Raw genomic sequence first — 26,559 nt, 5'->3', positions numbered from 1 at the left:
CCCCACCTGTCAGCTCAGGGCAGGATCCACTTTTGGTTTGCGGCACCGCTGACGCAGGTCCAGAGGTGGACCGCAGTGCTGTCGGCGGAGCTGTTGCCGGAGACGTCGAGGCACTTGCCGGACGCCGGGCTACGCAACGTGCCGTCGGCCTGGGCCACCCAGTTCTGCGCGGCGGTCCCGTTGCAGGTATAGAGCTGGATCTTGGTGCCGTCGGCGGTGGCGGCACCCGCGACGTCCAGGCACTTGCCCAACGACTTGATCGTCGAGTTCGGCGTCACGGCCCAGGTCTGCGCCGCGCTGCCGTTGCAGGTGTAGATCTGGATCTGCGTGCCGTCGGCGGTGGCGGCGTTGCGCACGTCCAGGCACTTGCCAGCCAGGCCCTTGATCGGCCCGGCCCCACCGGCCGGGGGCGTCCCGGTCACGAAGGTGAAGGCGTCCAGGTCGTAGAGCGCCCCGGTGCCCGACCCGGCGAAGGTCAGGTAGAGCGTGGTCGTGCCGGTCGGCGGGTTGCTGATCGTCCCGGTGACAGTGGTGAAGGTTTCCCAGCCGCCGGTCACCGGGACCGTGGCCGAGCCGAGCACGGTGCCGGTGGCCGAGCCGGCCCGGACCTGGAGGGTGCCGCCGGCGCCCGCCGAGGAGACCCGGGCGTTGAACGAGGTCACGTTGCCCAGCCGGTACGGCTGGAACGCGATCCAGTCGCCGTTGTTGATGTCGCCGACGGTCTTGCCACCCTCGGCCGGGGTCTTGCTGAACACGTTGATCCCCGACGAGGTGCCGTAGAACTCGGCCTGGCGGTGCCGCGGCGGCAACGTGTGCTGGGTGTGCGTGGTCAGCCCACCGGCGTCGGTGTACTCGGCGTCGAAGATCGCGAAGATGTTCGCCGCGTCGTCGTGCTCACCGTCGACCGGGATGGTGATCGAACCGGAGCAGCCGGTCTTCGAGGTGATCTGGTGGCCGTGCTGGTCGTGGCCGAGCACATAGGTCATCTTGACCTTCGTGCAGTCGATGGTGCCGTCCTCCGGGTCGGTCACCGTGATGCTGTACGGCACCGTGTCCCCGAAGCCGAACAGCTGACCGTTGCCCGGGTTGTTGATCGTGACGGTGGGCGCGGTGTTGCCGACGCTGATCTGCACGCTGCTGCTGCCGGTGGCGCCCTGCGGGTCCCGCACGGTCAGCGTGGCGGTGTAGGTGCCGTTGGCGCTGTAGGTCTTCGTCGGGTTCGCGGCGGTCGAGGTGGTGCCGTCACCGAAGGCCCACGCGTAGGTCAACGTGCCACCCTCGGGGTCGGACGAGCCGGCCGAGGAGAACGTCACTGCGAGCGGGGCCGCACCTGAGGTGCGGTTGGCGCTGGCCTTCGCGGTGGGCGCCCGGTTGCCGCCGCCGACGTAGTCGAAGCGGTAGAGCGCGGAGTTGGCGTCACCGTTGAAGTAACCGGTGCCGTAGTCGAGGACGTAGTAGGCGCCGTCCGGGCCGAACGCCGAGTCCATCACCTGCTTGCCGACCCAGGGGAAGGTGTCGATGGTGCCCCGGGAGCCGTCGGAGTTGACGTGGATCGGCTTGATCCAGCCCCGGCCGAACTCGGTGGCGAAGAACTGCCCGTCGAACGACTGCGGGAACTTGGTGGTGGAGGTCGACGAGGCGTTGTACCGGTAGACCGGGCCGCCCATCGGCGACTCGGAGCCGCCGCCGAACTCGGTCGGGGTGCCGGCGTCACCGGCGTACCGGATCCAGGCCGGCTGGGCCGGCGGCAGGGTGGTCAGGCCGGTGTTGCGGAACGAGTTGTTGGTCGGCCCGCCGGTGCAGTTGTACTTCGCGCCGCTGGCGCTGGTCGCGAAGTCGAACTCGTTGTACGTCTCGGTGCTGGTGTTGGTGCCGGTGCAGTACGGCCAGCCGTAGTTGCCCGGTGCCGCGACCCGGTTGAACTCCACCTGGCCGGACGGCCCGCGGGTGGAGCTGGTGGAGCCGGCGTCCGGCCCGTAGTCACCGACGTAGACCACACCGGTGGCCTTGTCCACGCTGATCCGGAACGGGTTGCGGAACCCCATCGCGTAGATCTCCGGCCGGGTCCTGGCCGTGCCGGGGGCGAACAGGTTGCCTGACGGGACGGAGTACGTGCCGTTGGCGTTCACCTTGATCCGCAGGATCTTGCCGCGCAGGTCGTTGGTGTTGCCGGCGCTGCGCTGCGCGTCGTACGCGGGGTTGCGGTTGGTCCGCTCGTCCAGCGGCGAGTAGCCGGACGACTCGAACGGGTTCGTGTCGTCGCCGGTGGACAGGTAGAGGTTGCCGGCGGCGTCGAAGTCGATGTCACCACCGACGTGGCAGCACACGCCCCGGCTGGCCGGGACGTCGAGCACGTCGACCTTGCTGGACTGGTTGAGCGTGAAGTCCGAGTTGAGGGTGAACCGGGAGAGCCGGTTGACGCCGTCGAAGGCCGAGAAGTCGGTGCCGGTGGCCGGTGCGTCGCCGCCGGGGGTGGAGAGCGGCGGGGCGTAGTAGAGGTAGATGTAGCGGTTGCTGGCGAAGCCCGGGTCGACCCCGACGCCCTGCAACCCCTCCTCGTCGTGCGTGTAGACCGAGACGGTGCCGATCACGGAGGTGGTGCCGTTGGCGTCGGTGCGGCGCAGGGTGCCGTTGCGGGCGGTGTGCAGGACCGAGCGGTCCGGCAGCACCGCCAGCGACATCGGCTCACCCATGTCGGTCACGCCGCGAGCCAACTCGACCTGCTGGAAGTCGCTGGCGACGATCGTGTGTGCCTGGGCGGGGGCCGAGCCGGCGGCGAAGGTGACAGTGCCGGCGGCGACCGCCAGCAGCAGCGCGGATCCGGCGGAGAACCATCGTCGGGACCGTTGTCGGGGAGCGTCCTTCATTGACATCTGTGCTGTCCCTTCCTGACGTGTGACTGCCAGGCCGGGCGCGCGCCGTCGCGCCGGATGCCGTAGCGGTGGTGGGGGTCGATGGGTTACCGCGCCGCCGGTTCACCTCGACGAAACATCTTCGTGTTGGTCACGACACTAAGTCGCACGTGTCGATGTGTCCATACCTTCCGGCGGTTCAGCATCAACTTTTGTCGATTTGATCGAAAGTCGCCGGTCAGGCGCGTCGGTCGATCGCCTGCCCGGCCAGCGCAACCAGGGCCGCGCGGGCCTCATCGGCCACCACGGCGTTCTGCAGCGCGACGAGCGCGGCCTCGGTCCGGACCCGGATCATCTGCTCGATCCGCTCCCGCGCGCCGGTCGCCTCGATGATGTCGCGCAGCTCCGCCGCGCCCTCGGCGTCCAACGCCGGGTTGCCGAACAGCTCCCGCAACCGGATGGTCTGGGGCCGGTCGGCGGCGCTGCGGGCCAGCGCCATCATGACCGTGGGCTTGCCCTCACGCAGGTCGTCCAGGACCGACTTGCCGGTCACCGCCGGGTCGCCGAACACGCCAAGGACGTCGTCGCGGAGCTGGAACGCGTCACCCAGCGGGTCACCGAACTCGCCCAACGCGGCGATCAGCTCCGGCCCTGCGCCGGCCAGCGCCGCACCGATCTGCAACGGCCGGGTGACCGTGTACCGGGCAGCCTTCATCCGGATCACGGTGAGCGCGCTGGCCACCGAGCCATCGCCCACCCCTGAGACCAGGTCCAGGTACTCCCCCGCGATCACCTCGGTACGCATCAGCGCGAACACGCCGTACCCCCGGTGCACCTGCTCGGTGCTCAGCCCGCACTCGTGGAACATCTGATCCGACCACGCCGCGCAGAGGTCCCCGCAGAGCAGCGCGGTGTTGCGGCCGTACGCCTCGGGGTCACCACGCCACGACGAGCGGGCGTGCAGGTCGGCGAAGAGCCGGTGCACCGACGGCTCACCCCGGCGGCGGTCGCTGCCGTCCAGGATGTCGTCGTGGATCAGCGCGAACGCGTGGAACAGCTCCAGGGCCGCCGCGGCCACCACGATCGGGGTGCCGTCGGCCGCCCCCGCGCCGCGCCAACCCCAGTAGCAGAAGAGCGGTCGTAACCGCTTGCCACCGGCCAGCACGAACCGTTGCAGCGCGGTGAACACGCCCCGCGGCGCCCCGTCCGGCCAGTCCGGGCCCTGTCGGCTGAGAAACCCGGCCAGCTCCGCGTCGAAGCGTGCCCGCAGTTCGCTGGCGTCGGTGGGCGCGACGGTGACCGTCATGTCCGCTCCCCCGAGCCGCTCGCGCCGTCAACGCCTAATCCGGCCAGCTCCAGCAGCAGCGCCTTGACCTCGGTCGCCGCGATCTTGTCCCGGGCCGCGCTCGGGTCGGAGCAGAGCAGCACCGGGCCGTCCGCCGGGTCGGCCGGCAGCCGCCCGTGCGAGCCGCGAACCGCCTGCGCACCGGCGTCCAGGCCGACAGCGCTCATCAGGTACCGCATGCCGAGCTTCTTGCGGGCCAGGGCCACCCCGGCGCGAGCCTTCGCGGCACCGGGGTTCGCCGGGTCGAAGAACAGCTCCGCCGGGTCGTAGCCCGGCTTGCGGTGGATCTCCACGAGCCGGGCGAAGTCCGGTGCGTTGGCGTCGTCCAACCAGTAGTAGTAGGTGAACCAGGCGTCCGGCTCGGCCACCAGCACCAGCTCACCGGCGCGCGGATGGTCGAGCCCGTGTGCGGCCTTGCCCTCGGCGTCGAGCACCTCGGCCACCCCGGGCAGGCCGGCGCAGAGCTTCGCCACCGCCGGCACGTCGGCCGGATCCTTGACGTAGACATGCGCGATCTGGTGGTCGGCGACAGCGAACGCCTTCGACGTCCACGGGTCGAGGTACTCCATGCCAGCCTGGGTGTGCACCCGCAACAGGCCCTCGGCGCGCAGCAACCGGTTGACGTCCACCGGCCGGGACACGTCGGTGATGCCGTACTCGGACAGCACCACCACTGTGGCGTCCCGGGCCCGGGCGGCGTCCAGCAGCGGGCCGAGCACCGCGTCCAGCTCGGCTGCCGCCGCGGCGGCCTGGGCCGACGAGGGACCGAAGCGTTGCAGGTCGTAGTCCAGGTGCGGGACGTAGACCAGGGTCAGGTCGGGTGACACGTCGGCGAGGATCTGCTCGGCGGCCTGGCAGATCCACTTCGACGACGGCAGGGCGGCGGTCGGCCCCCAGTAGGTGAAGAGCGGGAAGGTGCCCAGCCGCCCGGTGAGCGCGTCGTGCAGCTCCGGCGGGTCGGTGTAGCAGTCCGGTTCCTTGCGCCCGTCGGCGTAGTAGACCGGGCGTGGCGTCACCGTCCAGTTGACGTCGGCGCCCATGGCGTACCACCAGCAGACGTTGGCCACCGTGTAGCCGGGTTCGGCCCGGCGAGCGGCCTGCCAGAGCTTGTCCCCGCCGACCAGCGCGTTGTGCTGCCGCCACAGCAGCACCTCGCCCAGCTCCCGGAAGTACCACCCGTTGCCGACGATCCCGTGCCCGCTGGGCTGCTCGCCGGTGAGGAAGGTGGACTGCACCGAGCAGGTCACGGCGGGCAGCACAGTGCCCAGCTCGGCTCGGAAGCCGCCGTCGGCCACCCCGCGCAGTCGAGGCATGTGGGCCAGTAGTCGGGGTGTCAACCCCACCACGTCGAGGACCACCAGTCGCCGGCTCATCGCGTCACTCCCATGCTCACGGTTCGGTCTGTGGTCAGGCCGAGGCCGACCAGTTCGTCCCGGGCGAACGCCAGCTCCGCGGCGATGCCGGCGGCCAGCTCCGCGTCGGTGCCGGGCCGTCGTGCGGCCGGCAGCACCCCCCAGGTGTACGTCTCGACGTCGAGGTGGTCGCAGCCGGCGGTCGGGCCGTCGAAGAGCGCTCTCAGGGCCGCACGAAGCACCGGCAGGGTCGAGCCGAGCGGCTCCTCGGGTGGGGCGTGCAGCGGCACGTGGTAGTGCACCCGCCACGGCCCGGGCAGCGCCCGCTCCAACGCCTCGTCCAGGTCGTCGGCCGCGTACGTCGGCTCGGCCGGGTCGGCCAGACCGGCGCAACCGGCGCCCCGGGTCTGGTGCAGGAAGCGCGGCTCCACCCAGCGGCGCAACGCCTCAGCGTCGCGGGCCGGGTCGGCGGCCTCGACAGCGGCCGAGACCTGCACCTTCACCACCGGCAGTCCGGCCGCCCGCAGTCGGTGCAGCGCCTCGGCCGGCTCCTCCCAGGCGCAGGCCAGGTGAGCGAGGTCGACGCAGACACCCAGCCGTTCGGTGTCCATCCCGGACAGCAGCGCGGCCGCCTGACCGGTGCTCTCCACCACACAGCCGGGCTCGGGCTCGAAGGCGACGCGCACCTCACGGCCGGTGTCGCGTTGCACGTCGGCCAGGCCGGCGGCGAGCTGGTCCAGCCGGCCTCGGGCCGCGTCGGCCCGGCCGGTGTCCCACGGTTGACGCCAGGCCAGCGGCAGCGTGGAGATCGAACCCCGGGCGGCGTCGTCGGGCAGCAGGTCGGCGAGGACCCGGGCCAGGTCCAGGGTGTAGGTCAGGCGCTGCTCGGTGGTCCAGTCCGGGTGGTACACGTCCTGCTTGACCACCGGGGCCTGGAAGGCCGCGTACGGGAAGCCGTTGAGGGTGACCACCTCCAGGCCGCGCGCGTCCAGCTCGGTGCGCAACCGGCGGCGTAGCGTCTGGTCGGCGGCCAGCTCGGCGGCGACCGGGGCGGCCAGCCACAGGCCGAGCCCGAGCAGGTCGCTGCCGAGCGCCTCGCGGACCGGCACCGCGTAGGTGTCCAGTTGACCGAGGATCCCGGCGAGGTCCTCGGCCGGGTGCACGTTGGTGCAGTAGCCCAGGTGGACGGTCTCGCCGCCGGCATGTCGCAGCCGCATCAGCTGCCGCCGCGCAGGATCGAGTTACCGGTCTGCGGGTCCACGGCGGCGGCGGCATCCAGGTCGCTGAGGTCGAGCCGCCCCGACTGCCCGTAGAACTCCACCGGGTTTCGCCACAGCACCTTGTCGACGTCGTCGTCGCTGAAGCCGGCCGCGAGCATCGCCTCGCCGGTGGCTCGGGTCAGCAGCGGATCGGAGCGCCCCCAGTCGGCTGCCGAGTTGACCAGCATCCGTTCCGTGCCGTACTCCCGCAGCAACTCCACCATCCGCTGAGGCGTCATCTTGGTGTCCGGGTAGATCGAGAAACCCAGCCAGCAGCCACTGTCGCGGACCAGCTTCACTGTCACCTCGTTGAGGTGGTCGACGACCACCCGACCCGCGTCGATGCCGGACTCGGCGACCACGGCGAGGGTCCGCTCACAGCCGCGCGCCTTGTCCCGGTGCGGGGTGTGCACCAGCGCCGGTAGTTCGTACGCCACCGCGAGGGCGAGCTGCGCCGCGAACGCCTCGTCCTCCTCGGGCGTCATCGAGTCGTACCCGATCTCGCCGACCGCCACCACCGCGTCCTTGTCCAGGTAGCGGGGCAGCAGGTCGAGGACCGGCCGGCAGCGCGGGTCGTTGGCCTCCTTGGGGTTCAGCGCGATGGTGGCGAAGTGGCGCACCCCGAACTGCCCGGCCCGGAACGGCTCCCAGCCGATCAGCGAGTCGAAGTAGTCGGTGAACGAGGCGGCGCTGGTGCGCGGCTGACCCAGCCAGAACGCCGGCTCCACCACCGCGCGCACCCCGGCGGCGGCCATCCGTTCGTAGTCGTCGGTGGTGCGTGAGGTCATGTGGATGTGGGGGTCGAAGATGCGCATTCACGCCTCCCGGGGCAGTGCGGCGGTGAGCCGGGCGAGCAGGTCGGTGGCGTCGGCGGGCAGGTCACGGCCGGCGGCGTGTCGTTCCGCGGCCAGCGCGGCGAGCATGGCGGTCAGCTCGCTGTCGGCCCGGGAGTCCAGGTCGGCCACCCCGGCCAGGGGTACGCCGCTGAACACGCACTTGAGCACCGCCTGCCGCCAGGCGGCCTGGTCGAGGTGCCGGGCGTACGGGCCGAGCGCGGCGGCGACCAACCGGGTGTCGTTGGTCCGGATCGCGTCGTGCAGCAACGGGACCGCGTCGGCGCCGATCGGCAGCAGCGGCAGGGCGCGCAGCACTGCTCGTCGTTCGGCCGCGTCACCGTGCTGGTAGAGGCGCTCGGCGTACGCCGCGTGCTCGCCGGGCAGGCTGGTGAGCAGCAGCACCCGGGCCGCGTCGTCGGCGGTCCAGCCGGGGGCGTCGGGCAGCGCGGCCCGCCCGCAGCGTCGGCCGACGGCGGGAAAGAGCCGGGTGATCGCGGAGGGCTCGGTGGTGACCCGGCGCAGCGCCGTGTCCAGCCAATCGGGATCGGGTACGCCTCCCAGCGCGGCCCGTAGTGAATCCGGTGTCATCCCGTCTCCTCCCCTTGTGCTGCTCCCCGGTGCCTCGCCACCCTTTGCTCTGCACCTATATATGCACCGGGGCCTCTTTGGCGGGCGTCGCCTCGGCGGGTGCAGAGCAAAGGGTGGGGGCAGGGTCGTCATCGGTGGCCGTCGCGGCGGCGGCACGCAGGAACTCGATCGACCGGGCCGCCACGGCGGGTGCGGCGTGCGAGTCGCGGGGCAACTCCACGGCGACCAGGCCGCGGTAGCCGGCGTCGCGCAGGGCGGCCAGCACCGGCGGGAAGTCGATCTCGCCGACGCCGAACTCCAGGTGCTCGTGCACGCCTCGGCGCATGTCGTCGATCTGCACGTTGACAAGGTGGTCGGCCACCTCGGCGACGCACTGCGGCACCGGCCAGGGCTCCAGGCACCGACAGTGGCCGATGTCGAGGGTGATGCCGAAGCGGGCCGGATTGTCCAGTGCGGCGTGCAGCCGACGCCAGTCGGCGATGTCCTGCACCAGCATGCCCGGCTCCGGTTCGAAGCCGAGGGTGACGTTCGCGGTGTCGGCCGCGTCGACCACTGTGGCGCAGCCAGCCACCAGTCGGTCCCAGGCGCACTGCGGTGACACCGACTCGGGTCGGACACCGGCCCAGAACGAGACCGCCTCCGCGCCCAGGTCGGCGCCGATCCGCACGGCCCGGCGGAGGAACTCGATCCGCCGGGTCGGGTCGTCGTGCAGCAACGTCGGGGCGTGCTTCTGCCACGGGTCGAGCAGGTAGCGGGCGCCGGTCTCGATGACCACCGCCAGGCCCAAAGACTCCAACCGTCGACTGACAGCGGCGACCCGGCGGGTGAGCCCGGGCGCGAACGGGTCCAGGTGGTCATGGTCCAGGGTGAGCGCCACCCCGTCGTAGCCGAGGTCGGCGATGACCGCGAGCGCGTCGTCGAGGCGGTGGTTGGCGAACCCGTTGGTGCCGTACCCGAGGCGCAGCGTGGTGGCGTCGGTGGCCGGCGCACCGGGCCGTGGCTCGGGGACGCTCATGTCGGGGAGACCTTCCGGGCCAGTCGTCGACCCAGCGGCGCGGCCGCCGCGACGGCCACCCCGAGCAGACCTGCTCCACCCCGTGCGGTGAGCGCTCCCTGGAGGGCCGGCAACCCGGTGATCCCGGCGCCGACGGCCGCGCGGACCCGCTTGGCCGACGGGTCCCGGACAACCTCGACCTGGGCCGCGCCGTACCGGGCGGCGTACCACCCGGCCAGCACCGCGGGTAGCAGCGCCGCGATCGTGGCCGACCGGCTCCGACCCGCGCGCACGCCGGTCTCGTCGACGGTCTCGGCCCGGTCGGTGGCCCCGGCGGGGTTCGCGGTGTTCGCGGTGCGGAAGGCACCCGGAACGGCGACGGCGGCACTGGTGGCGACCAACGCGGTGCCGGCGAGGGTGCGCATCGGCAGGGTGGCGTCGGCGCCGGTGACCTCCCGGCGGGACAGCGCGGTGACCGTCCAGGTGTGCGCGGCGACGGTGGCCGCCGCCGGCAACGCCCGGGTGATCCGACCGCCGGACGCGCCGAGCAGCACGTCCAGCCCTCGGCAGGCGGCCATCACGGCCGGACCGGCCGCGGTGTTCTTGGCCAGCAGGTCGTACCCCCAGATGGTGGCGGCCAGCGGCACGGCGAGCGCGGCGGCGCGGCGACCGCCCACGGCGGCGGCCAGGCCCACACCGGCGGCCGTGAGGCCCGCCGCGAGACCGACCGCGACGGCCGGAGTGACCCGCCCGCTCGGGATCGGCCGCTCGGGCCGTTCCTCGGCGTCCAGACCCCGGTCGGACCAGTCGTTCGCGGCCATGCCGGCCCAGTAGAGCAGCACCGATGCGCCGGCCAGGGCGGGGGTACGCGGGCTCAGCGCGCCCGCCGCCGCGGCCCCGGCGATCACGTCACCGGGCACCGAGAGCGCGGCCGGTGCCCGGACCAGCTCGGCGAGATCAGCCAACGTTGTCATGATCACCGTCCCCGCCGTCGTGCAGTTGCCGGGTGAAGGCGGTCAGCCGGGCCCACTGCTCGCCCAGCGAGTGGGTGGGCCTGCCCAGCGGGTCCTTGAAGAAGAAGCCCAGGTCGGCCAGCGGCCCCACCTGCCCGGCGGCGTGCGCGGCGGCGGTGAGTCGGGCCAGGTCGAGCACCAGCGGCGCGGCCAGCGCGGAGTCACAACCGTGCCAGGTGAACTCCATCCGCATGCCGGTGCCGAGGAATCCACTGAAGGTGATCAGATCCCAGGCGGTCTTGAAGTCGCCCAGCTCCTCGACGTACTCGATGCGGGTGCCGCCCTGCGGGACGTAGCCCAGCGTCTCGCCGAGCACCCGCTGCTTGCTCTGCACCTTCGCCGCGTTCGCGGCCGGGTCGGCGAGGGTGGCGCCGTCGCCGCCGCCGAGCAGGTTGACCCCGGACCAGGAGCCCACTGCCAGGTTGCGCATCGCGAACATCGGCGCGAGCACCGACTTGACCAGGGTCTCCCCGGTCTTGCCGTCGTGCCCGGCGTACGGCAGTCGGGCCTCCTCGGCCAGCGCGGCCAGCGCCGGCAGCCGCAGCCCGGTGGACGGGGTGAAGTCGACGTACGGGCAGCCGGCGAGCACCGCGGCGTACGCGTAGAGAGAGCTGACCGGCAGCACCTCGTCCGGGCCGTCGAGGGCGGCGCATAGCGCGGCCGGGTCGGCGTGCGCGGGGTGCGGTCGAGGGGCCGGCTCGGTGGCGGAGACGTTGACCACCACCACCCGGTCCAACTTGTGCCGCTCGCGGAAGCTGGTCAGGTCGCGGACCACTGCCTCGGCCCGCTCGGCCTGGGTGTCGCCGACCGGCGCGGGGCGCAGCTCCTGCTCGACCACGCCCAGCTCGTCGCGGAGCGCGGCAACCAACCGCCAGGGGATGACACCGGCGTCCGCGAGGGCCTCGGCACGCTTGCACAGCGGAGTGGTGGCCAGGTCGTGTCCGCCGAAGACCAGGTCGGCGAAGGCCGGCAGGGCCGGGCCGCGCAGCTCGGGAAGCTCGGTGACGCAGCCGGTGGGCCCGGCCAGGCCGGCCCGCAGCGCGAGCCCCCCGACGATGCTGGTGGTCGCGACGGAACCGCGCGCTCCTACCAGCCAGACACCTGTTCGCATGGTGCTCCTTCCCCATTTCCGAGGAACCGTCGGTACCGCTAAATATAGGAATATCAGAATATGTTTCGGAAAGATACGGCCCGGTTTCGGAAAAGTTTCGGGCCGGGTGGAATGGGCCCCGTCCGCTCGCCCCGCACCGGAACAGCACCGGCTTCCGACGTCGGCGTCGGCGGCGACGACGCCGGACCGGATCCCGGCAGGTGCGAGCAGACGGGGCTGGTAGGCAGGGTCGGGTCGGCGTCTCGACCCTGCCTCCCCCGCATCCGGCCGGTCGGGGCACTGGTATGCCCCGGCCGGGCGTCTCAGGCCGCCGCGCCCACCGGAACACCGACCGAACCACTACCCGCCGGGAACCGGCGAGCGGGTGCGGTACGGGCGGGGGCGGCGGCGGGCGGTGTCATCAGGTCCTCCGGAGGTCACCGGTGGTGGCGGTCCTCCGGTGCGGCCGGGGAATCCCGGTCCGGTCGCACCGGACGACCGTCCTGCTCGTGCGCCACCGGGCCGTAGGGCCCGGCTGCACGCTCTCCGATGCCGACCTCTGTCCCGGCCACGGGGCGCAATCCGTGGCTGGTCCCTCGCCGGTCGGCTTCGGAAAGCCAGTCGGGCGATGGCGGTGCGAACACCGCCGTCGCGGATGGTCAATGGTCAGAGAGCCGCCGCGGTCAGCGTCGGTTCCACCTCGGCCCAGGAGGAGCCGAGCTCCGCCGAGCGGGCCACCGCGTCCAGCACCAGCTGGACCTGCAACGCGTCGGCGAAGGAGGGAGTTGGGTCGACACCGGTGGCGACCGCCTCGATGAAATCGCGCATCTCGTGCGTGAACGAGTGCTCGTAGCCGATGATGTGGCCCGGGGGCCACCACGCCGACATGTACGGGTGCTCGCCCTCGGTCACCAGGATGCGGCTGAAGCCCTGCTCCACAGTCGGGCGGGTCGCGTCGTAGAACTCCAGCTCGTTGAGGCGCTCCAGGTCGAAGACCACACTGCCCAGCGAGCCGTTGATCTCGACGCGCAGCGCGTTCTTCCGGCCGGTAGCGAACCGACTCGCCTCGTACGTGGCCAGGGCGCCACCGTCGAGTCGCGCCACGAAGACCGCGGCGTCGTCGACGGTGACCTTCCCGGTGGGTGCCTCGTGGCCGTCCACCGAGGCCGCCAGACCGCTCGACTCGGCGGGCAACGGCCGCTCCTTGACGAAGGTCTCGGTGACCGCGCTGACGCCGCTGATCCGCTGACCCGTGACGAACTGGGTCAGGTCGATGATGTGCGCACCGATGTCACCGAGCGCGCCGGAGCCCGCCCTGTCCTTCTGCAACCGCCAGACCAGCGGGAACTGCGGGTCCACGATCCAGTCCTGCAGGTACGTCGCACGGACGTGTCGAATCACCCCGAGCCGTCCGTCGGCGACCAACTGGCGCATCATCGTGACCGCGGGGACCCGGCGGTAGTTGAACCCGCACATCGACCGCACTCCGGCAGCCCGGGCGGCGTCCGCCGCAGCGGTCATCGCCCGTGCCTCCTCCACCGAGTTGGCCAGCGGCTTCTCGCACAGAACGTGCTTGCCCGCGGCCAACGCGGCGAGAGCGATCTCGGCGTGACTGTCGCCCGGTGTGCAGATGTCGACAACGTCGATGTCATCCCGGTTGATCAGGTCACGCCAGTCGGTGGTGTACGCGTCCCAGCCGAGCGTGTCGGCGGCGTCCGCCACCTTCGCTGTGTCTCGGCCGCAGATCAACGCCATCCGGGCCCGCGCCGGCAGGTCGAACACGCGGTTCACGGTGCGCCACGCCTGTGAGTGCGCGGCGCCCATGAACGCGTAGCCGACCATGCCGACCCGCAGTTCTTTGTCTGTCGTGGACAAGGTGGGTCTCCCCCCGGTATGTCAGAACCCGAGCTTGTCGTAGCTGCTCGCGTTCTCCTTGGTGATCGTCTCCGAGGCCAGGGTCACTTCCTTGGGCACCTGCAGCTCCGTCAGGTCGCCCAGGCCCCGACCCTGCGCGATGAGCCGCGCGAGGGAGATCGCCGACGAGGCCATCGACGGGTTGTAGGTGACGGTGGCCTTCAGCACTGTGTTGTCGGCCTTGATCGCGTCGATCGCGAGCTTGGAGCCCGCGCCGCCGACCATGAAGAACTCCGACCGGTTGGCCTGCTTGATGGCGGCCAGCACACCGATGCCCTGGTCGTCGTCGTGGTTCCAGATAGCGTCGATCTTTGGCAGCGCCTGGAGGAGCTGGGCCGCCTCGCGCTGGCCGCTGTCCGAGGTGAACTCGGCCGAACGCCGGTTCTGCACCTTGAACCCGTACGTCGCCAGGGCGGCGTTGAAGCCAGTGCTGCGCTCGACGGTCAGCGGGATCTCCAGACCGGCGATCTCGCCGATGACCGGGTTGGTGACACCCTTGTCCTTGAGCTGCTTGCCGATGAAGTGCCCGGCGGCGACGCCCATGCCGTAGTTGTCACCCTTGATCACCAGCCGCGAGGCCAGCGCGTCCGGGAAGATCCGGTCGAGGTTGACGATCGGGATGCCCGCCTGCATCGCCTGGAGGGCAACGGCGTTGACCTCCTTGCCGTCGTGCGGCAGCACGACGATGATGTCCGGCTTCTGGGCGATCAGGGTGCCGAGCGTGGAGCGCTGGGCCTCGGAGCTCGAGCCACCGTCGACCTCCTTGAACTCCACATCGGAGTACGCGGCGGCCTGCGCCTTGGCGTTGGCGTGGATCGCGCCCATCCAGCCGTGGTCGGCGGCCGGGGCGGAGAAGCCGATGACGACCTTCTTGCCCGGGGCGTTGTTGCCCTCGGCGTTTCCGGCGGCCTTGGTCTGGGTGCTGGCGGCCGGGGTCTCGTTGCTGGTGCAGGCGGTGAGCAGGGTGGCAGCGCCCACTGCGGCTCCACCGAAGAGCAACCGGCGGCGCGACAGGTCGCGACTGTGCTGGGTCATTAATGACCTCCTGGGAGCGGGATGTGACTTATTGAGGGTGTGCGAGGCCCGGCCACCGTCGAACGATCTCGACGTCGCCAGGACAACGGTGCGGTGCGTCAGGTTGCGGTGGTGACCCTGTTCCGCGCGAGGAGCCGAGTGACGGACTTGAACTGGAACTGCTGGACCAGGACGGCGGCGACGATGATGCCGCCCTTGACCATGTTCTGCGCCTCGATGGAGAGGCCGTTGATGGCGAAGAGGTTCGTGATGGTGGCGAAGATGATGACGCCGAGCAGCGAGCCGACGATCGTGCCCCGGCCACCGCTGAGCAGAGTCCCGCCGATGATCGCCGCGGCGATCGCGTCCAACTCGTACAGGTTGGCCATCGCCGCCTGCGCCGAGGTGGCCTGCGAGGTGAGCATGATGGCGGCGATACCGCAGCACAGACCGGAGAGCGCGTAGAGCAGCATGGTGTGCCGCCGGACGTTGATGCCGGCCAGCCGAGCCGCCTCCGGGTTACCGCCGACGGCGATGGTCCGCCGGCCGAAGGTCGTGCGGTTGAGCACCACCCAGCCGGCCAGCACCACCGCGCCGAGGATGTAGACGAGGATCGGGATGCCGATCACCTTGCGCGCGGCGATGTCGTTGATGAACGTGCTGCTCGACACCTGGGTCTGCTTGTTGGAGATCGAAGCCGCGAGCCCCCGCGCGGCCACCAGCATCGCGAGCGTCGCGATGAAGGGGACCAGCCGCCCGTACGAGATGAGCACACCGTTGACGAGGCCGACGCAGACGCCGACCGCGAGGGCGGTGAAGATCATGCCGGCGGCGCCGTAGCTCTGGGTGGCCACTGTGGTGCACCAGACCCCGGCCAGCGCGACGATCGCGCCGACCGACAGGTCGATGCCACCACCGATGATCACGAAGGTCATCCCGACAGTGACCACGCCGACGACCGAGGCCAACTGAAGGATGGCCAGGACGTTGTTCCAGACCCAGTTCGGGTCGCCGTACAGGTCTGGCTTGGTGACCGCGCCGACCACGATGAGCGCGGCGAGCACCCCGATCAGGCCGAGGTTGCGCTTGGCGCCGTCGCCACCGTCACCCCGCCACCAGGAGAGCTTGCCCCCGGATCCTGCTTTGTCGCTGGCCACCGCCGTCTCCGCCGGATCCACCGGAGGCGACTGCGCCGGAAGCTGCGGGCGCTCCGGTGTCGCGGTGGGAGTGGGAGTCGCGTCGCTCATGCCGGTGCGCCTTCCATCAAGGACCCCGCCATCACGAGGTCAAGCACAGTGTTCTCGTCGAGTTCGCCGGCCGCGGCTTCGCGGACGACACGCCCTTCCCGCATCACCAGCACCCGGTCGGCCAGACCCAGCACCTCGGGCACCTCGCTGGAGACCAGCAGCACCCCCACACCCTGAGCGGCCAAACCCCGGATGACCTGGTAGAGCTCGGCTCGGGCGCCCACGTCCACGCCTCGGGTCGGCTCGTCGAGAAGCAGCAACTTGGTGCCGCCGAGCAGCCAACGCCCGACCACCACCTTCTGCTGGTTACCGCCGGACAGCGTGCGTACCGGACGGTCGACGTCCCGGGGCCGCAGCTCCAGGGTCTCCGCGATCCGGTCCGCCTCGGCACGTTCCTTAGCGGCGTTGGTGAAGCCGAGGCGCGCGTACCGGCCGAAGGTGGCCAGCGTGACGTTGCGGTAGATCGGCTCGCCGAGCAGCAGCGCCTGGCTCTTGCGTTCCTCCGGGGCCATTCCCATGCCGGCGCGAACCGCAGCGCCGACGCCGGGCCGCAGGACCTTTCCGTCCATCTGCACCGTGCCGGCCTCCGGGAGGCGGGCTCCGTAGATCGTCTCCAGCAGTTCGGAACGCCCGGAGCCGACCAGACCGGCGATGCCCACGATCTCCCCGGCACGCACGTTCAGCGACACGTCGGCGAACTCACCAGTGCGGGTCAACCCCTGCACCTGGAGCAGGTCGGCACCAGCGGGGTCGTCGGTCGGCCGGTCCGGGAAGACGTACTCGATGGTGCGGCCGGTCATCCGGCTCACCAGGTCGCGGGTCGGGGTGTCGCGCGCCGGCAGGTTCGCCGCCGTGGTCCGGCCGTCCTTGAGTACGGTGACCCGGTCGCCGATCTCGCGGATCTCCTCCAGGCGGTGGGAGATGTAGATGACGGCGATGCCCTGCGCGGTCAGCTCCCGGATGATCCGGAACAGGTTGCCCACCTCGTCATGGGCCAGCACCGCGCTCGGCTCGTCCATGATGATCAGTCGGGCCTCGTGCGACAGCGCCCGCGCCATGCTGACGATCTGCTTGCCGGCCGCCGGCAGGGACCGGACCATCCGATTCGGCGGGATCTCACCGTGGCCGAGCCGGCTGAGGATCTGGCGGGTGTGCCGAGCCATCCGGCCGCGCCGGACGAAACCGAAGTTGCGGTACTCGTGCCCGAGGAACGCGTTCTCCGCCACCGACAGATCCTCGACGAGGTCGAGCTCCTGGTAGATCGTGGCGATGCCCGCCTTCATGGCGGCCTGCGGGTTGGCGAACGTGGCCGGCTCGCCGCGCCACTCCACCTGCCCGGAATCCGGTTGGTGGACCCCGGCCAGCACCTTGATGAGGGTGGACTTGCCGGCGCCGTTCTGCCCGAGCAGGCAGTGCACCTCGCCGGCACGCACCTCCAGCTGCACGCCGTCGAGCGCGCGTACGCCGGGGAAGGTCTTCACCAGATCGGTGAGGCGCAGGACCACCTCGCCCGCGACGGTGTCGGCGGGAGCCTCGACCAGCGGCGCCTCGGCGACGGCCTCGGCCGACGCGGTGGCGGGGTCATCCTCGGGCAGAGCCACAGTCTCCTCCTCGCTCACGACGGAATCTCGAACGGCTTCATGCGGCTTCCCCGAAGGCGACGTCGCTCGCGAGCACCGCCGCGCCGGTCACACCGGCACGGCCGCCCAGCTCGGACAGGACGACGGGAAGGTTGCCGGTGGCCAGCGGCAGTGACCGCCGGTAGACCACACTGCGGATCTCGGCGAGCAGGATGTGGCCCAGCTGAGCCAGCCCTCCACCGATCACGATCATGGACGGGTTGGTGAAGCTGACCAGACCGGCGAGCACTCCGCCGACCCGCCGTCCGCCGTCCCGGATCAACTGGATGCAGGTCACGTCGCCCTCGACGGCGCCCTCGGCGACGTCCAGCGCGGTGACGACACCCCGCAGCGCCAGCCGCTCGGCCAGCGCCGGCGACGTCCCACTGCGGGCGGCGGCTGCGGCGTCCTTGGCCATTGCGGCGCCGCTGAACAGCGCCTCCAGGCAGCCGATGTTGCCGCAGGAGCACATCGGACCGTGCGAGTCGACCTGGATGTGGCCGATGTCGCCGGCACAGCCGTCGGTGCCCCGGTAGACCTCGCCGGTGAGGTAGATGCCGCACCCGATGCCGGTGCCGATCTTCACGAAGAGGAAGTCGTCCACCGAGTGGGCGACCCCACCGTGCCGCTCGCCGATCGCCATGATGTTGACGTCGTTGTCGACCACCGCCGGGCAGCCGTGCTCCCGGCTGAGCAGCTCACGCACCGGGAACCGGTCCCAGCCCGGCATGATCGGCGGTGAGACCGGCACGCCGTCGCGGAAGCTGACCGGGCCGGGTACGCCGATGCCGACAGCGTCAAGGCGCTCGTACGCGCCGTCGACCCGGGCCTTGTGCAGCAGCTCGTTCACCCGTTGCAGGGTCACCTTCGGGCCGCTGCGGATGTCGGCTGCCTCGGCGTAGTGGGCCACCGGTTCGAGGCGGCCGTTGACCACCTCGACGTCCATCGAACTGGCGCCGAGGTCGACGGCGGCGAAGCGCAGCTTCGGGTTCAGCTCGACGAGAGTCGAGCGCCGCCCACCTCGGGACGCGGCCAGCCCGGCCTCGGCCACATAACCCAACGCCACCAGGCGATCCAGCTCGGCCAGCATGCGCGGACGCGGCATCTGGAGCCGGTCGCCCAGCTCGGCCCGGGACACAGCGCCCTCGTCGCGGAGCAGCCGCAACAGGCGCACGTGCAGGGGGTCGACGGTGCGCACCTGGGCCCCCTCTTCATTGGCAGCGTTCACATCGACGCAATGTCGGTGTGTTGTGTCCGACACAGTAAGAGCGTTCCACGCCGCCTGTCCAGAGCTTCAGCCGTTCCGAGACCAACTTTTGTCCGAAAGAACAAAAGCTACTAGTCGATCAAGGAAAGGATCACGGACCGGCCGCGTCCCCTCGCCAACAGTTCCATCGACGGACACGCAAACGCCCCGCCAGCCGATCCTCGGTGGCGGGGCGATTCGCGCGGGGCCGTCAGCGACGGCCGGCAGAATTTCGCTTCTTGCGGAGCTTGCGGTCGTCGCGCAGCTCGACGTACGGCTCGTCGTCGACGTCGTGACCCGCCTCGATGGCGCGGCCCCGCTCCAACTCGGCGTCGAACTCGGCCCCCAGCAGGATCGCGATGTTGCTCAGCCAGAGCCAGACCAAAAAGATGATCACGCCGGCCAGCGTCCCGTACGTCTTGTCGTACGAACTGAAGTTGCTCACGTAGAAGGCGAACAGGCCGGAGATCAACAACCAGATCACCACGGCCAGCACCCCGCCCGGGCTGACCCAGCGGAAGCCGCCGTGCCGCGCGTTCGGTGAGGCCCAGTAGAGGATCGCGAACATCAGGCTGACCAGGATCAGCAGCACCGGCCACTTCGCGATGTCCCACACCGCCACCGCCGTCGAGCCCAACCCGATCACGTCACCGACCGATTCGGCGAGACGCCCAGTGAAGACCACGATCACCGCGCTGAGCAGCAGCAACACCCCGACCACCGCGGTCACGCCGAGCCGGATCGGGAGCGTCTTCCAGATCGGCCGCCCCTCCGGCACGTCGTAGATGGTGTTCGAGGCGCGCATGAACGCGCCGATGTAACCAGAGGCGGACCAGAACGCGGCCAACAGACCGATGATCGCCGCGATGCTGGCCAGGCCGCCGTTCTGCTGGGCGGTATCGATCGCACCCTCGATGATCTTCTGGATGCTGTCGTTCGGCACCGCCTGGTTGACGGTGTCCTTGACGCCCTCGGTAGCACTCTTGCCGAGCAGGCCGAGGATCGAGATCAGCACCAGCAGGCCGGGGAAGATCGACAGCACCCCGTAGTAGGTCAGTGCCGCCGCCCAGTCGGTCAGGCTGTCGTCCTGGAATTCGCGGACCGTCCGGCGCAACGCCGCCTTCCAGCCACTGCCGGGCAGATCGGTGGGGCTGTCCGGCCCCGCTTCAGGCCCGACCGGCGCGTTCGCGGGATCATGCTCCCGCTCCCGCTGGGCGGAAGACTCGTCCGAGGCCATCGCCCCTCCTCTTCGTCGGTGGTGTCACCTCCGGACATGCCCCGTGAACGCGCGCACATAACCCCTACTTGTAGAGCAACCTGCCCATCCGGCGAGAGGCCACGTACAGGCCGACCGCCAGCATCGCCAGCAGGTAGAGCACGTCGAGCAGCCACAGCCAACCGCCACTGCCCAGCGTGACCCCCCGGATCAGGTGCACCGACCGGTACAGCGGAGTGACCTCGACGAGCCAGTGCAGCAGCGTCGGGTAGGCCTGCGCCGGCACGAAGGTGCCGGAGAAGAGGAAGAGCGTGAACTGGGCGGAGCCCATCAGGTCGAAATCCTGCCAGCTCCGCATGAAGGTGGAGATCGCCATGCCGAGCGCCCCGAACGCGAACCCGACCAGCACCGCGGCCGGGAAGGCGGTCAACGCCCGGGTGACGCTGGTCAGGTCCAGCACGATCATCACCCCGAGGAACGCCGCCGAGTAGGCGCTGCCCCGCAGCATCGCCCAACCCAACTCGCCCACGGCGATCTCGAACGGCCGTACCGGGGTGGCGATCATCCCGTCGTACAGCTTCATGTACTTCATCTTGCCGAAGAAGTTGAAGGTGGTCTCCGCGAGCGCCCCGGTCATCGCCGAGGAGGCGAGCATCGCCGGAGCCACGAACTCGGCGTACGAGACCAGCCGCCCGTCGGGCAGCGGCAGGTCGCCGATCAGCGCGCCGACGCCCACCCCGATGGAGAGCAGGTAGAGCAGCGGCTCCACGAAGCCGGAGAGCAGCAGCAGCCAGTAGACCGACTTCAGCGCCGCGACGTTGCGCCCGACCACCGACGCCGACCGCCGGGACGCGGCGGAGACGTCGACCAGCCGGGGCAGGATCAGCGTGACCACGACACCCTCTCTGCTTGCTCCTCAGACGACGAGTTGCTCTTCAGACGACGAGCTTGCGACGGAACGCGCGCACCGCCAGCAACCAGCCGGCGACCGCCCAGGCGGCCAGGTAGAGCAGGTGCCCGACGACCGACCACTGTGGGGCGACGCCGAGGGTGGCCGCGCGGCACAGGTCCACGGCGTGCCACAACGGTGTCGCGTACGCCAGCCAGCGCAGCGCCTCGGGCAACGACTCGACCGGGAAGAACACGCCGGCGAAGAGCGTCATCGGGATGACCGCGAACCGGAACAGCATCGCCAGCCAACTGTCGCTCGACACCGACGCCGCGTACGCGAAGGTCGGCGCGGCGACGGCCAGCGCGAGCAGGGCGACCACCGGCAGGGTGGCCACCGCCCACGGCGACCGCAACGCCCCGAACAGCCCGGTGACCAACAGGAACGCCACAATCGTGGTGAGCACACGGAACAGCACGAACGCCAGGTGCCCGGCCACGATGTCACCCACCCGCAGCGGCGACGCGCCCTGCGCGAAGTAGGTCCTGACCCACTGGAAGTTGCTGAACACCGGCCAGGTCGAGTCACCGACCGTCACCTGGAGCGCGGTCGAGGCGATCAGCCCGGGGACCAACCAGTCGAGGTAACGCACCCCGCCGACGCCCTGGTCGATGTAGGCGCCGACGCCCAGCCCGAACCCGACGACGGTCAGCACCGGCAGCAGGAACGACGAGAACACCCCGGCCCGCCAGGTGCGCCGCAGACCCACCAGGTAGTGCTCGAACACCGCATACGCCGGCACCCATGGGAACCGCGCCGATTCCGTCGCACTCACCCGATCACCCCGCCCACCGCGCCGTCGACCACGACCTGTCTACCCAAGGGGTACGACAGACCGCCGGTCACCCTACGACGACCCCGCCGACGTGTCGCCCGGGTTTCGCCCCGTCGCCCCGGCCCGCCCGTTGATCGACTCGGTTCTCAGGAAGTCGCGGTGTCAGAGCCGCCCCAATGCCCCGACTTCCTGGAAGCCGAGTGGATCTGGACCGGCATGGCCGCTGGTCGGCTCCGCGAGTCCCCTCGGCAGCCGGTCAGGCCGGTCGGTACGCGCGGATCAGCGCCTGCACGGCGTAACCGAGCAGCAGCACCCCCGCGCCGACACCGATCACCAGCCCGGCCGAGACCGCCGAGGCGAGGCCGGTGACGAGGCCCGCCACGGCCACCAGGCACAGCGCGACACCGAGCGGGCGGAGCAGTGGATCCCGCAGGAGCGGGGCGAGCGGGAAGAAGTGCAGACCGACCACCAGGCAGACCAGCACCGGAACGTACTCGGACCAGTTGGCGGCGACCAGCACGGCCGCACCCAGCCCGGCGGCGGCGAACTCGGGCAGGACGATGAGCAGGTACGGGCGGTCGGCGGCCCGGTCCCGAGGGCTGGCGGCCCCCCGCAGTCGGGCGGACAGCACACCGCCCAGCGCGGCGGTGAGCAGTGCGACGAGGCTGCCCACCACGAGCAGGGCCCGCAGCGGCTGCTCCGCCGCCGGCACACTGAACCAGACCATCGCGAAGACACCCAGGTAGAGGGCGGTCAGCCCGGCCTGACGTCGGTTGGCGGTCACCAGCTCAGACATGAAACTCCCCGGGGAACGACAGACCGCCGTCACCCTACGGTCCTGGCCGGTGCGTGATCGACTCGGGTTTCAGGAAGTCGGGCTGTCCACTGCGCCGTATCACCCCGACTTGCAGGAAGCCGAGTGGATCAATCGACCAGGGTGCGGCCGGTCAGGTGCAGGAAGACATCCTCCAGGCCGCTGCGCCGGACCAGCACGTTCGCCGGCTGGAGCCCCAGCGCGGCGACTTCGGCGACCGCCGCGTCGCCGTCGGGCACGTAGAGCAGGACCCGGTCGGGCAACACCTCGACCCGCTCCCCCAGCCCGTCGAGCTTGCCTGCGAACGGTTCCTGCGACTCGGCGGTGAAACGCAGCTCGACCACCTCGCGGGTCGAGTGCTGCTCGATCAACGCGCGGGGCGAGCCCTCGGCGACGATCCGGCCGCCGTCCATCACCACCAGCCGGTCACAGAGCTGCTCGGCCTCGTCCATGTAGTGGGTGGTGAGCACCAACGTGACGCCCTGCTGCTTGAGCCGGAACAGCCGCTCCCACACCAGGTGCCGGGCCTGCGGGTCCAGCCCGGTGGTCGGCTCGTCGAGCAACACGATCTCCGGATCGTTCACCAGCGCTCGGGCGATGGTCAACCGACGCTTCATGCCACCGGACAGCGGCTCGACCTTGCTGTCGGCCCGTTCGGTGAGCTGCACGAAGTCGAGCAGCTCGGCGGCGCGCTCCCGGGCCGCCCGGCGGGAGATGCCGAAGTAGCGGGCGTAGACGGTCAGGTTTTCCCGGACGGTCAGCTCCGGATCGAGATTGTCGAGCTGGGGGCACACCCCGAGGCGCGCCCGGATGGCCGGCCCGTCAGCCACCGGATCCATGTCGAGGATGCGCAGCTCACCCGCGCTGGGTGGGGAGATGCAGCCGACCATCCGCATGGTGGACGACTTGCCCGCACCGTTGGGCCCGAGGAAACCGAACGCCTCACCCGGGCGAACCTCGACGTCGATGCCGTCCACGGCGGTGAAATCGCCGAACCGCTTCACCAGCCCGCGAGCCTGAATCAGTGGTCGCCCCGAAGTCACCGCCCGACCCTAACCGCCCGGTCCGACACCCCTCCACGCAAATATCCGCCGGCGACCGGCCGATCACAGTGGTGTCCGTACCACCGACGGCGAAACGCCGATCGATGCCCCACCCGTCAGCCAATCGACGTGTATCGTCCTTCCGTGCCGCCCATCAGCTCGCCCGATGGTTCACAGTCACGTGCCCGACCAGCCAACTCTTCCGCTGACGGGCCCGCAGCGAGCCCCGGCGGGCCACCCCGACCGCGATCTGAAGCCGAGCCGAGCGACCCGAGCGTCGCCGAGCAGGCGACTCGGGACCTGGCCGCCCAGTTCGAGGACGAGAAACCAGGGCGGGTGCTCTCCGGGCCGGCGGGTCTGCTCCTCACCGTGGCGGCGCTGGTGGTCGGCGCTCTCGCCCTGTGGCAGGTGTTCCGCCCCCTGTCGCAGGGCAGCAAGTATTACCTGATCATCTTCCTCGCCGGCGTACTCCCGCTGGTCTTCCTCGCCTACCCGTCCGACCTGCGGCTGCCGGCCCGCCTACGCGCCCGGCGACCACGGGCCGACCGCGCCGAGGCCACCGGGAGCGACAGCGACGGGCGCGTCCCGGCACCCGCGTCGACGCGGCCCACAGTGACCGACTGGGCTCTGAGCGCCCTGGCGGTCGCGGCCTGCCTCTACCCCGTCCTCCCGATCCGGATCGGCAGCGGTGGCGGCGGCTACAACGCGTTCCTCGACCGGCAGGGCCTGCTGGCGGCGACGGATCTGGTGCTGGGCACCCTCCTGCTGCTCCTGCTGCTCGAAGCGTGTCGACGTGCCACCGGTTGGATCCTGCCGGCGGTCTGCCTGCTGTTCCTCGGCTACGGCTACTACGGCGGGTTGTTGCCGCAGTCCTGGCCGGTCGCGCACGCCGGGCTCGACTTCAGTCAGCTGGTCGACGCGTTCTACAACTCCGACAGCGGCTTCTACGGCACGCCGCTCGACGTGGCCGCCTCGTACATCGTGCTGTTCACCATCTACGGCGCGGTGCTGGAGTTGTCCGGCGCCGGGCGGTTCTTCGTCGAGTTGTCGGCCGCGGCGTTCCGACGTTCCCGGACCGCAGCCGGCCGGACGGCGGTGGCCTCGGGTTTCCTGCTCGGCACCGTCTCCGGCTCCGGCGCGGCCACGACGGTGAGCATCGGCGCGGTCACCTGGCCGCTGCTGCGCCGCGCCGGCTACCCGCCGGAGCGGGCCGGCGGCATGCTGGCCGCGGCCGGGGTGGGCGCGATCCTCTCCCCGCCAACCCTGGGTGCGGCGGCGTTCATCATCGCCGAGTACCTGGGCGTCTCGTACCTCCAGGTGCTGGGCTGGGCAACGGTACCGACGGTGCTCTACTACCTCGGCATCCTGCTCGCCGTGGAGATCGACGCCCGCCGTTCCGGCGTACGCCCGGTGGTGATCGACGTCGGCTCGCCCTGGCGGCTGCTGGCCCGGTTCGGCTACCACTTCGCCTCACTGATCGCCATCATCGTGTTCCTCGCCATCGGTGTGTCCGCGACGCGGGCCGTCGTGTTCGCCATCGTCCTCGCCGTCGTGCTCTCCTACCTGGACCGGGCGCACCGACTCACCCCGGGCCGGCTGGTGACCGCGCTCGTCACCGGCGTACGCGGCGTCCTCGCCGTCACCGCGGTCTGCGCCGCCGCCGGCATCATCACGGCGACCACCACGAAGACCGGCCTCGGGCCGCAGGCGGCGGCGCTGCTGATCGGCGGGGCGCAGGCGGCCACGTCGGACCCGACCCTGGTGCTGGTGCTCACCGCGCTGCTCGCCGCCGTCGCGCTCAGCCTGCTGGGCCTGGCCGTTCCGGTCACCGCATCGTTCGTGATCGGTTGGGTGATCGTCGGTCCGGCCCTGCTCGACCTGGGCGTCACCGCGCCGGCGGCGGCGATGTTCGTCTTCTACTTCGCGGTGCTGTCCGAGGTGTCCCCACCGACCGCGCTCGCCGCGGTGGCCGCCGCCGCGGTCACCGGCGGCCGGCTGGTGCCGACCATGTGGCAGACCCTGCGGTACGCGCTGCCGGCCTACCTGACCCCGATCGCGTTCGTCATCACGCCGGCGGGGCTCGGCCTGCTCGGCATCGGTGGCGTCCAGCGGATCGCCTTCGCCGCCGGCGTCACAGCGCTCAGCGTGGCGGTGCTCGCCGTCGCCGCCGGTGGCTGGCTGCCCGGTGTGGGCCCGGCCGGCGTACCGGAGCGGGTGCTGGGCGCTCTCGCCGGCGTCACATTGCTCTGGCTCGAACCCGTGCCGGTCACGCTCGGCGCGGCGCTCGCCGCGATCGCGGCGGCGGGTGTGATCGTTCGCCGCAGATCCGCCGGCCGGCCATCGTCCAACCCTGTGGAGGAGAAACTGTGAGACGAATCGACGTACGGCTCGCCGCGGGCCTCAGCGTGCTCGCCCTGGTCGCGGTCGGCGCCGCGGGTTGCGGAGGTCAGCAGGGCGGCGCGGCCACTGACGACACGGCCAGCGAGGTCACCTGCGAGGTGACCAAGGAGACCCGCGTCGGCATCGCCACCGGCAACGCGACGGGCGTCTACTACGTGGTCGGCAACGCCCTGGCCGGGCAGCTGTCCGAAGCGACCGGCGGCAAGCTCACCGGCACCGCCGCCGAGACCGGCGCCTCGGTGCAGAACGTCGAGCAACTGGTCGGTGGCCAGTACGACGTGGCGTTCTCGCTGTTCGACACGGCGGTCAACGCGGTGGAGGGCAAGGGCAGCTTCACCGCGCCGCAGCCGGTGCAGGCGCTGACCCGCATCTACGACAACTACACGCAGGTGGTGGTCCGCAACGACTCCGGGATCACCTCGGTGGCCGACATGCGCGGCAAGCGGATCTCCACCGGCTCACCGAAGTCCGGCACCGAGGTGATCGCGAACCGGCTGTTGCAGGCCGCCGGTCTCGACCCGGCCAAGGACATCCGGGCGCAGCGACTGGACCTCACCAAGACCGTCGAGGGGATCAAGGACGGCAGCGTCGACGGCTTCTTCTGGTCCGGTGGTCTGCCCACCGGTGGCCTCACCGACCTGTTCACCACTGCCGGCGACTCGGTGAAGTTCGTCGACATCTCGCCGTTGCTGCCGAAGATGACCACGCTGAGCCCCGGCTACCAGGAAGGCACGATCGGCCGGGACGCGTACAAGACGGCGAGCGACACCCCGACCATCGTCGTGCCCAACGTGCTGCTGGTCCGCAAGGATCTGGACGCCAACGTGGCCTGCGCGATCACCCGGACGGTGTTCGACAAGCGCGACGCTCTGGCCCAGGCCAACCCGGCGGCCAAGGGAATCTCGCTGGAAAAGGCCCGCCGGACCCTGCCGGTGCCACTGCACCGCGGCGCCGAGAAGGCGCTGAACGACCTCGGCGCGAACTGACCCGACC

The 26,559-nt window shown here is 70.9% G+C and carries 21 protein-coding genes; 2 read left to right on the top strand and 19 right to left on the bottom strand.

Annotated features, from left to right (window positions below; translation table 11 throughout):
- Positions 1 to 14: 14 nt before the first annotated feature.
- The 19 genes from ACLQ3F_RS28480 to ACLQ3F_RS28390 all read right to left on the bottom strand — a co-directional run bounded on the left by ACLQ3F_RS28480 (position 15) and on the right by ACLQ3F_RS28390 (position 23,166).
- Entirely contained in the window at positions 15 to 2,873 is a 2,859-nt protein-coding gene (locus ACLQ3F_RS28480; protein ID WP_425852529.1) for a PQQ-dependent sugar dehydrogenase, read from the bottom strand.
- Between the two features lie 217 nt (positions 2,874 to 3,090).
- Complete coding sequence (locus tag ACLQ3F_RS28475) at positions 3,091 to 4,158, bottom strand: polyprenyl synthetase family protein (RefSeq protein WP_425852527.1); 1,068 nt, start codon at positions 4,156 to 4,158, stop codon at positions 3,091 to 3,093.
- The gene (locus ACLQ3F_RS28470) at positions 4,155 to 5,570 is read right to left on the bottom strand and encodes an alkaline phosphatase family protein (RefSeq protein WP_425852525.1); all 1,416 of its coding nucleotides are present in this window, start codon (positions 5,568 to 5,570) and stop codon (positions 4,155 to 4,157) included. Before ACLQ3F_RS28470 ends, ACLQ3F_RS28475 begins: the two co-directional genes overlap by 4 nt.
- Complete coding sequence (gene eboE, locus ACLQ3F_RS28465) at positions 5,567 to 6,766, bottom strand: metabolite traffic protein EboE (protein ID WP_425852523.1); 1,200 nt, start codon at positions 6,764 to 6,766, stop codon at positions 5,567 to 5,569. The genes ACLQ3F_RS28470 and eboE overlap by 4 nt, the downstream gene beginning before the upstream one ends.
- Complete coding sequence (locus tag ACLQ3F_RS28460; RefSeq protein ID WP_355009791.1) at positions 6,766 to 7,623, bottom strand: TatD family hydrolase; 858 nt, start codon at positions 7,621 to 7,623, stop codon at positions 6,766 to 6,768. The genes eboE and ACLQ3F_RS28460 overlap by 1 nt, the downstream gene beginning before the upstream one ends.
- Positions 7,624 to 8,232 carry an EboA domain-containing protein gene (locus ACLQ3F_RS28455; protein ID WP_425852521.1) on the bottom strand — a complete coding sequence of 203 codons (609 nt, stop codon included), beginning with the start codon at positions 8,230 to 8,232 and terminating at the stop codon, positions 7,624 to 7,626.
- A gap of 55 nt (positions 8,233 to 8,287) precedes the next feature.
- The gene (locus tag ACLQ3F_RS28450; protein ID WP_425852519.1) at positions 8,288 to 9,247 is read right to left on the bottom strand and encodes a sugar phosphate isomerase/epimerase family protein; all 960 of its coding nucleotides are present in this window, start codon (positions 9,245 to 9,247) and stop codon (positions 8,288 to 8,290) included.
- Complete coding sequence (locus ACLQ3F_RS28445; protein WP_425852518.1) at positions 9,244 to 10,200, bottom strand: SCO3242 family prenyltransferase; 957 nt, start codon at positions 10,198 to 10,200, stop codon at positions 9,244 to 9,246. Before ACLQ3F_RS28445 ends, ACLQ3F_RS28450 begins: the two co-directional genes overlap by 4 nt.
- A complete protein-coding gene (locus ACLQ3F_RS28440) occupies positions 10,184 to 11,350 on the bottom strand; it encodes an inositol-3-phosphate synthase (protein ID WP_425852517.1) in 1,167 nt (388 codons plus the stop codon). The genes ACLQ3F_RS28445 and ACLQ3F_RS28440 overlap by 17 nt, the downstream gene beginning before the upstream one ends.
- A 645-nt stretch (positions 11,351 to 11,995) precedes the next feature.
- Positions 11,996 to 13,171: a Gfo/Idh/MocA family protein gene (locus tag ACLQ3F_RS28435; RefSeq protein WP_425852605.1), complete on the bottom strand. Its 1,176-nt coding sequence runs from the start codon at positions 13,169 to 13,171 to the stop codon at positions 11,996 to 11,998.
- 54 nt (positions 13,172 to 13,225) lie between these two features.
- Positions 13,226 to 14,278, bottom strand: a complete 1,053-nt coding sequence (locus tag ACLQ3F_RS28430) for a substrate-binding domain-containing protein (RefSeq protein WP_355009797.1) — start codon at positions 14,276 to 14,278, stop codon at positions 13,226 to 13,228.
- 98 nt (positions 14,279 to 14,376) lie between these two features.
- Positions 14,377 to 15,504: an ABC transporter permease gene (locus ACLQ3F_RS28425; RefSeq protein WP_355009798.1), complete on the bottom strand. Its 1,128-nt coding sequence runs from the start codon at positions 15,502 to 15,504 to the stop codon at positions 14,377 to 14,379.
- The gene (locus ACLQ3F_RS28420; protein WP_425852603.1) at positions 15,501 to 17,009 is read right to left on the bottom strand and encodes a sugar ABC transporter ATP-binding protein; all 1,509 of its coding nucleotides are present in this window, start codon (positions 17,007 to 17,009) and stop codon (positions 15,501 to 15,503) included. Before ACLQ3F_RS28420 ends, ACLQ3F_RS28425 begins: the two co-directional genes overlap by 4 nt.
- Before the next feature lie 133 nt (positions 17,010 to 17,142).
- Positions 17,143 to 18,321, bottom strand: coding sequence for an ROK family protein (locus ACLQ3F_RS28415; protein WP_425852514.1), 1,179 nt, complete (start codon positions 18,319 to 18,321; stop codon positions 17,143 to 17,145).
- A 259-nt stretch (positions 18,322 to 18,580) separates the two neighbouring features.
- Positions 18,581 to 19,606, bottom strand: a complete 1,026-nt coding sequence (locus ACLQ3F_RS28410) for a YihY/virulence factor BrkB family protein (protein WP_425852512.1) — start codon at positions 19,604 to 19,606, stop codon at positions 18,581 to 18,583.
- A 64-nt stretch (positions 19,607 to 19,670) separates the two neighbouring features.
- On the bottom strand, positions 19,671 to 20,480 hold the full coding sequence (locus tag ACLQ3F_RS28405; protein WP_425852510.1) for an ABC transporter permease: 810 nt from the start codon (positions 20,478 to 20,480) through the stop codon (positions 19,671 to 19,673).
- Between the two features lie 40 nt (positions 20,481 to 20,520).
- Complete coding sequence (locus tag ACLQ3F_RS28400; protein WP_425852508.1) at positions 20,521 to 21,309, bottom strand: ABC transporter permease; 789 nt, start codon at positions 21,307 to 21,309, stop codon at positions 20,521 to 20,523.
- Positions 21,310 to 21,565: 256 nt separating this feature from the next.
- Entirely contained in the window at positions 21,566 to 22,105 is a 540-nt protein-coding gene (locus tag ACLQ3F_RS28395) for a hypothetical protein (RefSeq protein WP_425852507.1), read from the bottom strand.
- 128 nt (positions 22,106 to 22,233) lie between these two features.
- Positions 22,234 to 23,166, bottom strand: a complete 933-nt coding sequence (locus ACLQ3F_RS28390) for an ABC transporter ATP-binding protein (RefSeq protein ID WP_355009806.1) — start codon at positions 23,164 to 23,166, stop codon at positions 22,234 to 22,236.
- 144 nt (positions 23,167 to 23,310) lie between these two features.
- On the opposite strand from ACLQ3F_RS28390, the gene ACLQ3F_RS28385 reads away from it, so the two are divergent.
- Both ACLQ3F_RS28385 and ACLQ3F_RS28380 read left to right on the top strand, forming a co-directional pair.
- A complete protein-coding gene (locus ACLQ3F_RS28385; protein ID WP_425852504.1) occupies positions 23,311 to 25,536 on the top strand; it encodes a TRAP transporter permease in 2,226 nt (741 codons plus the stop codon).
- Positions 25,533 to 26,552 (top strand): TAXI family TRAP transporter solute-binding subunit, encoded by a 1,020-nt coding sequence (locus tag ACLQ3F_RS28380; protein ID WP_425852502.1) that lies wholly within the window; start codon positions 25,533 to 25,535, stop codon positions 26,550 to 26,552. Before ACLQ3F_RS28385 ends, ACLQ3F_RS28380 begins: the two co-directional genes overlap by 4 nt.
- The last annotated feature ends 7 nt before the right edge of the window (positions 26,553 to 26,559 follow it).

Source organism: Micromonospora sp. DT15, from assembly GCF_049841475.1.
Taxonomy (GTDB): domain Bacteria; phylum Actinomycetota; class Actinomycetes; order Mycobacteriales; family Micromonosporaceae; genus Micromonospora.
The sequence above is the reverse complement of the archived record's forward strand: the minus strand, read 5'-3'. Positions and strand labels throughout refer to the sequence as shown.